General features: G+C 73.8%; 4 protein-coding genes and 1 pseudogene. 2 read left to right on the top strand and 3 right to left on the bottom strand.

The window, feature by feature from the left end:
• Together FF041_RS01945 and FF041_RS01940 are read right to left on the bottom strand one after the other, a co-directional pair.
• Positions 1–346, bottom strand: a 346-nt coding sequence (locus FF041_RS01945; RefSeq protein ID WP_153520732.1) for a maltotransferase domain-containing protein, incomplete at its 3' end; no start/stop codon positions are given.
• Positions 347–813: 467 nt separating this feature from the next.
• Entirely contained in the window at positions 814–1,743 is a 930-nt protein-coding gene (locus FF041_RS01940) for an SDR family oxidoreductase (RefSeq protein WP_194291900.1), read from the bottom strand.
• Between the two features lie 163 nt (positions 1,744–1,906).
• Here FF041_RS01940 and FF041_RS01935 point away from each other — a divergent pair, with 163 nt between their 5' ends.
• Positions 1,907–2,923 carry an AraC family transcriptional regulator gene (locus FF041_RS01935; protein WP_323390972.1) on the top strand — a complete coding sequence of 339 codons (1,017 nt, stop codon included), beginning with the start codon at positions 1,907–1,909 and terminating at the stop codon, positions 2,921–2,923.
• Positions 2,924–3,374: 451 nt separating this feature from the next.
• Positions 3,375–6,026, top strand: a complete 2,652-nt coding sequence (gene glgP / locus FF041_RS01930) for an alpha-glucan family phosphorylase (RefSeq protein WP_323390970.1) — start codon at positions 3,375–3,377, stop codon at positions 6,024–6,026.
• 46 nt (positions 6,027–6,072) lie between these two features.
• On the opposite strand, the pseudogene FF041_RS37675 reads toward glgP, so the two are convergent.
• A pseudogene (locus FF041_RS37675) lies at positions 6,073–6,537 on the bottom strand (sensor histidine kinase); the annotation flags it as partial.

Raw genomic sequence — 6,537 nt, 5'->3', positions numbered from 1 at the left:
GGACGAGCGCGGTCTCGATGCCGGCCGGGATCTTGATCCTGGCCTGCTGGAGCCAGCTCGCGACCGGGTCGCTCCATGCCTCGACGGCGTAGCTCCAGCGGCCCTCGGCGTCGGGGGTGATCTCGGCTCCCCAGCGGTCGGAGCCGGGGGCGAGCTCCCGCATGGGGGTGAAGGGGCCGGGCCGGCCGCTGGGGTCGCGGGTGACGACATTGGCGGCCACCGCGTCATGCCCTTCACGGAAGACGGTTGCGCCGACCTGGAAGGTCTCGCCGACGACGGCTTTCGCGGGCCTCCTCCCGCTGTCGACTTGGGGGCTGATGTCCAGGACGGGAATGCGACCGATCATGGGCTCACCTGAGGGCTGTGCGGGCGGGACAGGCTGAGGAAAATGTCGCGGTTTGGATGATTTAGATGGTTTGCCTGATATTTGTAGCTGCTGGGTCGACGGCTGACGGGCCGGGGGCATGGCCGCCCCTGTACGCGTTCACCCGGGTGGGCTGAAACGACGGGGCGGAAGGACGGTCCGGGCCGCCGGCGACCGTGCCGGGAAGGCGCCCGCGCGTCCGTACACGCGTACCGGTGAGCCTTCCCCCGCCCTCCGGGCGGGCAATCCGGTGCATTCCTGGCTATGAGGGCGCGGCGGGCGCGCTCCGCACGGGGAGCGGACCCAAAGGCGCGGGCCCCGGCGCGTCGTGCGCCGGGGCCCGCTCCCTCGGTGATTCCGCTGCCCCCGCCCGCTGTTGTCCGCGCCCCGGCGACAGGGCTCAGGCGGCAGGGCTCAGGCGCCCCAGCTGGGCTCGTCCTCGTACCGCCTCACGGCCGCTCACCCGCCCACAGCTGCCACGGCTGCCGCATCACCCACTCCTCCACCGGGGCCGGCTTCAGGGAGAGCAGCGCCGCCGACGCGCCGTCGTCCCCCGCCAGCAGCTCCGGCTCCACGCCGTGCGCCATGCAGTGGTAGACCCCGGCCACCCCGGCCGCCGGCTCCGGGCCCTGGAACCGGGCGAGCCCGCGCTCGAACACCCCCGGCTCCAGCGGCGCGTAGCGCACCGAGCGGCCCAGCCCCCGGCCGAACGCCTCGGCCAGCTCAGGGCCGGTCAGCGTGCGCGCGCCGCCGATGTCGAAGCTCTGCCCGGCGATCCCGTCCACCGTGAGCGCCGCGTACACCGCCTCCGCGAGATCCCGGTGCGAGATCCACGCGACGGGCGTCCGGGCGGGCAGCGGACAGGCCAGCACCCCCTCGTGCACCAGGGCCGGGCCGTTCCATGGGCTGAATAAGTCGTCGAGATAGACAGGGGGCCGGACGACGACCAGTTCCACCCCGCTGTGGGCGAGGCCCTCCCGGAAGACCGTCTCGGTCAGCCGCCGGGTCTCGAAGGCCGCGATGTCCGTCGTCCGCTCCGGAATCCGGGTGTTGGTGTTGTACACCAGCCGCCGCACCCCCGCCGCACGGGCCGCCTTCGCCAGATGCTGGGCGTACCGCAGGACCTTCTCCGCCTGGTACACCAGCGGCATCGTGACCGCCGCGTGCGTCGCCCCCTCGAACAGCTGTCGGACATCGTCGTACCGCCCCAGATCGCCGCCGCCGAAGGAGACCCCGGGCAGCTCCGGCCGGTCCGCCTCGGGCCTGCGGCTCAGGGTCTGCACCGGGTGGCCGCGCTCGGCCAGCAGCCTGGCGGTGGCGCCGCCCTGGTAACCGGTCGCCCCCACGACCGCGACACGCATCGGCATGTGATCGGACATCAGTGTGAAGAGCCCTTCGATAGGGTGTGGTGGCTGCCGTATTCAGCTCCTCAAGGCTCCCGTCGGCGGCTTCGGCCGATCAATTAACAAACCGGGTCGGAGGTTGAAGGATCGTCCAATGGACCCCGTGGAGACCACCCCCGCTGACACCGCTGAGACTTGTGTGAACACTGATGCCACCGCGACCGCCGATGCCGCTGTGTCCACTGCCGCGGATGTCGCCGTGCCCACGGCCGCCGACGTGGACGATCTCGTCAGCGAACTGCTGAAGCCGCTCCGGCTCACCGGCGTGTTCGACAGCCGCTGGCATGTCCGGGCCCCCTGGGCCATCGAGGGCGACGCCGGGGTGCGCTGCGCCGTGCTCCACTACGTCACCGGGGGCGGCTGCTGGCTCACCGGCGAGGGCCGCACCCCGATCCGGCTGCGCGGCGGCGATCTCGCCGTCTTACCGACCGGCGCCAGACACCGGCTCTCCGACCACCCCGAGCGGCGCGGCGGCGCCTCGCTCTGCACCGCGCCCGGCACCTTCGGCCGGCTCACCTCCGGAGAGATCAGGATCGAGGGCAACGGCGGCCCGGAGAGCCGGCTGCTCTGCGCCGGACTCCACTACGACGAGTCCGCGGCCACCGGTGTCTACCAGGCCCTGCCCTGGGCACTGGTGCTCGACCGCGCCCAGGTCGACAACGAACCCCTGCTGCGGGACACCCTGCGGCTGCTCGCCGCCACCGACCGGCCGGTGGGGCCGGGGGACCGGCTGGTCACCCTGCGCGCCTTCGAGATGGCGCTCGTCCTCGCGATGCGGCATCTGCTGCGCGAGGCCGCCGACAACCCCGCATCGCTGCCGGTGCTGCGCCACCCCGGCGTCGGCAGGGCGATGACCCTCATCGCGGCCCGGTTCGCCGAGCCCTGGACCGTCGAGTCGCTCGCCCGCGAGGTCGGCATGTCGCGCTCCGCCTTCACCGCCGCCTTCCGCGAACTGGTCGGCGCATCGCCCGCCCGCCATCTGACCGGACGGCGGATGCAGGAGGCGGCCCGGCTGCTGACGGAGACCTCGCTGCCCCAGTCGGCGGTACCGCAGCGCGTCGGTTACCAGAGCGCGGTCGGGTTCCATCTCGCCTTCCGCAAGTGGTACGGGATGACTCCGGGGGAGTACCGCACGGGGAGCCCTTCGGCAGCCTGATCCGCGGGGTTGCGGGCCGGCCGGGGGTCTCCGGGGTCTCCGGGGGCCCCGGGTCTCAGGGTCCTGGGTCTCCGGCGTCCCCCGGATGCCGCTCCTCCAGCCCGCCCGCGCCCGCTCCCGTACGCCCGGCTTCGACGGTGCCGCCCCCCGGCTCCCGTCCCCGGCGCCCCGCCCCTGTGGCGACCCGCCCCGCACCCATACGGCCCGCTCCCGGCCCCCGACACGCCGTCCGCGCGTGGTCGGGCGCCGACCCGGTGCGCCGGTCCTGGCTCGCCCCGAACGCGCAGGTGAGCGGCGCGGCCCCGGCGTCATTCCCCCGTACGGGAGCATCCGCCGGGCCCTCGCGCGCCGTGGCCGGTGCGCGGACACGCCACTACCGTCGTCGGGTGACGGAGGGACGCACCGCCGTGCGTCCCCTCGGATGCGTACCTCCCCTGCGAAGGTGGGACCCGTGAAGGCCATTCGTCGATTCACCGTCCGCCCCGTCCTCCCCGGACCACTCCGCCCGCTCACCGACCTCGCCCGCAATCTGCGCTGGTCCTGGCATACCGAGACCCGTGACCTCTTCCAGACCGTCGACCCGGAGGGATGGCGGGCGGCCGGCGGCGACCCCGTACGGCTGCTCGGCTCCGTACCGGCCGCGCGCCTGGCCGAACTGGCCGGGGACCGGCGCTTTCTCCGCCGGCTCGCCACCGCCGCCGACGACCTTGACGACTATCTCAACAACCCCCGGTGGTACCAGACCCGCGACCCGCAGGGGCCCGACCAGAGCCCCTTCCCCCGTGCCATCGCCTACTTCTCGCCCGAGTTCGGCGTCACCGCCGCCCTCCCCCAGTACTCCGGCGGCCTCGGCATCCTCGCCGGGGACCATCTCAAGGCCGCCAGCGACCTCGGCGTACCCCTGATCGGCGTAGGGCTCCTCTACCGCCACGGCTACTTCCGCCAGTCGCTCTCCCCCGAGGGATGGCAGCTGGAGCACTATCCGCTGCTGGACCCCGACGAACTGCCGGTCACCCTGATGCGGGAACCCGACGGCAGCCCCACCCGGATCACCCTCACCCTCCCGGCGGGCCGCTCGCTGCACGCCCATATCCGCATCGCCCGGGTCGGCCGCGTCCCCCTGCTGATGCTCGACTCCGACGTGGAGGAGAACGAACCGGGCGAACGCGAGGTCACCGACCGGCTGTACGGGGGCGGCAGCGAACACCGGCTGCTCCAGGAGATGCTGCTGGGCATCGGCGGCGTCCGGGCGGTACGGGCGTACTGCGCGCTCACCGGCCACCCCGAGCCCGAGGTGTTCCACACCAACGAGGGCCACGCCGGCTTCCTCGGCCTGGAACGCATCCGGGAGCTCGGCGAGAGCGAGGCCGCGCTGGACTTCGACGCCGCCCTCGAAGCCGTCCGGGCCGGGACCGTCTTCACCACCCACACCCCCGTCCCCGCCGGGATCGACCGCTTCGACCACCAGCTGATCGCCCGGCACTTCGGCGAGCGCGGCGAACTCCCCTCGCTCCCCGTCGAACGGATTCTGCGCCTCGGCAGGGAGACCTACCCCGGCGGCGACCCGGGCCTGTTCAACATGGCCGTGATGGGCCTGCGGCTCGCCCAGCGCGCCAACGGGGTCTCCACCCTCCACGGCGCGGTCAGCCGGGGCATGTTCGCCGGGCTCTGGCCGGGCTTCGACGCCGAAGAGGTCCCGATCACCGCCGTCACCAACGGGGTGCACGCCCCCACCTGGATCGCCCCCGAGGTCCAGCGGCTCGGCGCCCGGCGGATCGGCGCGAGCCGCGCCGAGGACGCGCTCACCGTCGGCGGCTCCGAACTGTGGAACGCGGTCGTGGACATCCCCGACGCCGAGATCTGGGAACTCCGCAGGGAGCTGCGCGAACAGCTGGTGACGGAGGTGCGCCGACGGCTGCGCGCCTCCTGGCGGCAGCGCGGCGCGGGCGCCGCCGAGCTCGGCTGGGTGGACTCGGTCCTCGACCCCGGCGTACTGACCATCGGCTTCGCCCGCCGGGTCCCCTCCTATAAACGGCTCACCCTGATGCTGCGCGACCGCGAGCGGCTGACGGAGCTGCTGCTGCACCCCGCCCGCCCGGTGCAGATCGTCGTCGCGGGCAAGGCGCACCCCGCCGACGACGGCGGCAAACGCCTGGTGCAGGAGCTGGTGCGGTTCGCGGACGACCCCCGGGTACGGCACCGGATCGTCTTCCTCCCCGACTACGGCATGCGCATGGCGCAGAAGCTCTACCCCGGCTGCGACGTCTGGCTGAACAATCCGCTCCGCCCGCTGGAGGCGTGCGGCACCAGCGGAATGAAGGCCGCGCTCAACGGGGGGCTCAATCTCTCCGTGCTCGACGGCTGGTGGGACGAGTGGTACGAGCCGGACTTCGGCTGGGCCATCCCCACCGCGGACGGCTCGGCCGGCGCCGAGGAGCGCCGCGACGATCTGGAGGCGGCGGCGCTCTACGAGCTGATCGAGAACCGGGTCGCCCCCCGCTTCTACGAACGGGGCCCGGACGGGGTGCCGCGCCGCTGGGTCGAGATGGTCCGCCGCACGCTGTCGTCGCTGGGGCCCAAGGTGCTCGCGGGCCGGATGGTCCGCGAATACGTGGAGCGGCTGTACGCCCCCGCCGCCCAGGCGCACCGCGCGCTCGACGCGGAGACCGCCCGTGCGCTCGCGGCCTGGAAGGACCGGGTGCGCACGGCCTGGCGCGAGGTGACGGTGGACCATGTGGAGACCCTGGAGAACACCCCGGCGGACGGCGCCGCCGAACTGGGCGGAACGCTCGCGCTGCGGGCGCGGGTGACCCTCGGCGAACTCCAGCCGGAGGATGTGGAGGTCCAGGCGGTCGCGGGCCGCGTCGACGCGGACGACGCCATCGCGGACGCCCGCACCTGGCCGCTGAAGCCGTCGGGCGGCCCGGATCTGGAGGGCCGCCGGATCTATGAGGGCGCCGTCTCCCTGGACCGTACCGGCCCCTTCGGCTACACCGTCAGGGTGCTGCCCGCTCATCCGCTGCTGGCGGCGAGCGCCGAGCCGGGGCTGGTGGCGATGCCCGCCGAGACCGCCGCCGACGCACCGGGGCCGCCGGTGCGCTGAGCGGACCGGTCCCGGGCCTCCAGGCGCTCCCTCCGGGCGGACGGCGTTACGGCGACGACACTCCCTGGCGGTCCTCCTCGTTCGCCACATCGACGACGACCGTCTTCGAGGCCAGCCGCCCGTCCCGGAAGCAGAGCCGGTACACCTGGGACCAGTCGTATGTCCGCATGGCGTAGTAGACGCAGTCGCCCGCGCCGGCCGGTTCGGGGTCGACGCCGGGGGGACGCCGCTCCAGCGAGTACTCCGGCAGCAGGGGCGCGACCTCGGAGCGGGCGTCGCCGATCCGTATCCGCTCATAGCTCTCCCGGTCCAGCACGCTCTGGGAGCGGATGTACTGGTCGACGAAGAACAGCACCACGCCCAGGACGGCGACGGCCACGGCCGGGACCACGATCACCTGCCGCAGACCGCGCCGTACCCGCATCCTGGCCCGGCGCAGTTCACGGGCCGAGGCGGTCGCGGGGGCGCCGGGGCCGGGGAGCGGCGGCTCCCCGGCGGCCGTCGTCCCGGC

This window comes from Streptomyces jumonjinensis, from assembly GCF_009600885.1.
GTDB classification, from domain to species: domain Bacteria; phylum Actinomycetota; class Actinomycetes; order Streptomycetales; family Streptomycetaceae; genus Streptomyces; species Streptomyces jumonjinensis.
This window is presented reverse-complemented; position numbering and strand designations above follow the sequence as displayed.

Coding starts and splice junctions, on each gene's coding strand:
- FF041_RS01940 (WP_194291900.1), bottom strand. CDS start 1,743: ATGTCCGATCACATGCCGATGCGTGTCGCGGTCGTGGGGGCGACCGGT.